Genomic DNA, 1,451 nt, shown 5'->3' with positions numbered 1-1,451 from the left:
CGAATTTTTCGGAGTTTTCTCAGTAAGTGACGGTGAGGGCCCGAACGTCCACCGAGATCCGCGCCTGCGGCGGCGCGGTCCCGGTCGTCGTCTGCGGCCGCAACCAGGCCCTGGCCCGGCGGCTCGCCGCGGACGGCATCGAGCACGTCCACGGGTGGACGGACGACATGCCGAGCCTGATGCGGGCCTGTGACGTGATGGTCCAGAACGCCGGCGGGCTGACCTCGCTGGAGGCGTTCGCGAGCGCCCTCCCCGTACTCAGCTACCGGTGCATACCCGGCCACGGCGCGGCCAACGCCGCGGCCCTGGACGAGGCGGGGGTCGCGCTGTGGATCCGTGACGCGGCCGGGCTGCCCGCCGCACTGGAGAGCCTGACGGAGGGGGGAGCGGGGCTCCGGCAGCGCACGTCGGGACTCTCGCTGGTCCCGGCCGATCCGGCGCTCGGGCCGGCAGCGGTGATCGCCGACGCCTGTCTCCCTGCGGCACGCCCGCCCGTGACCGGGCTGAGGCGGCCGCCACGCGCCTCGGGCAAGCCCAGGTCGCCCGGACGCCGGTCCGGAGTCCGGCTCGGCACCACCTTCGCCGCCGCCACCGCCGTCTGGGCCGGTGCGGTCTGCACGGCGGTCGCCACCGGTCACGACGCCCCCGTACTCCTGCGGGCCGTGCAGCACCGCATCGACCCGGACGCCCGGAACACCTCCCACCCGGCGCCCGTTCAGAAAGCGGGGGACCTGTGGTGACCGGCCGTCGGCTGACCCGGAGCGCGGCGCTCGCCGCCCTTCCGGCGCTGGCGCTGTGCCACGCGGCACCGGCCATCTCGACCTTCGGCCCCCTGCGCAACAGGGCCATGCCCCGGCTCGCCGGCCGCGGCCGCACCGACCACGTCGCCCTCACCTTCGACGACGGGCCCGATCCGGTGTCCACCCCGTGCTTCCTGCGGCTGCTGGCCGCACGGGACGTGACGGCGACCTTCTTCCTGCTCGGCCCGGCCGCGGTCCGCGATCCCGGACTGGTCCGCGAGATGGCGGCGGCCGGACACGAGATCGCCGTGCACGGCTGGCTGCACCGCCCCCTCGCGCTACGCGGCCCCCGCGCCACTCATGACGACCTCGCCCGTGCCCGTGACGGCATCGGCGCGATCACCGGCCGACCGCCCCGCCTGTTCCGCCCGCCGTACGGTGTGATGACCACGGCCGCCCACGTGGCGGCGCGTCGGCTGAACCTCACGCCGGTGCTGTGGACCTGCTGGGGCGAGGACTGGCGATCACGGGCCACCCCGCAGAGCGTGTACCGCACCGTGACGGACGACCTGGACGGAGGCGGAACGATCCTCCTCCATGACTCCGACTGCACCTCCGCCCCGGGCTCCTGGCGCAACACCCTGGGCGCCCTGCCGCGCATCCTCGACGCGTGCGAGAGCCGCGGCCTGTCCGTCGGGCCGCTGCGGGAGC

General features: G+C 75.2%; 2 protein-coding genes. Both read left to right on the top strand.

All coding sequences use genetic code 11. From position 1 onward, the window contains the following. Nucleotides 1-32 precede the first annotated feature (32 nt). On the top strand, nt 33-740 hold the full coding sequence (locus tag AB0O29_RS35890) for a glycosyltransferase (RefSeq protein ID WP_365160636.1): 708 nt from the start codon (nt 33-35) through the stop codon (nt 738-740). Further along, nucleotides 737-1,451, top strand: a 715-nt coding sequence (locus tag AB0O29_RS35885; protein ID WP_365160633.1) for a polysaccharide deacetylase family protein, incomplete at its 3' end; no start/stop codon positions are given. The genes AB0O29_RS35890 and AB0O29_RS35885, both read left to right, overlap by 4 nt.

The organism is Streptomyces sp. NPDC089915, assembly GCF_040684675.1.
GTDB lineage: Bacteria > Actinomycetota > Actinomycetes > Streptomycetales > Streptomycetaceae > Streptomyces.
This window is presented reverse-complemented; position numbering and strand designations above follow the sequence as displayed.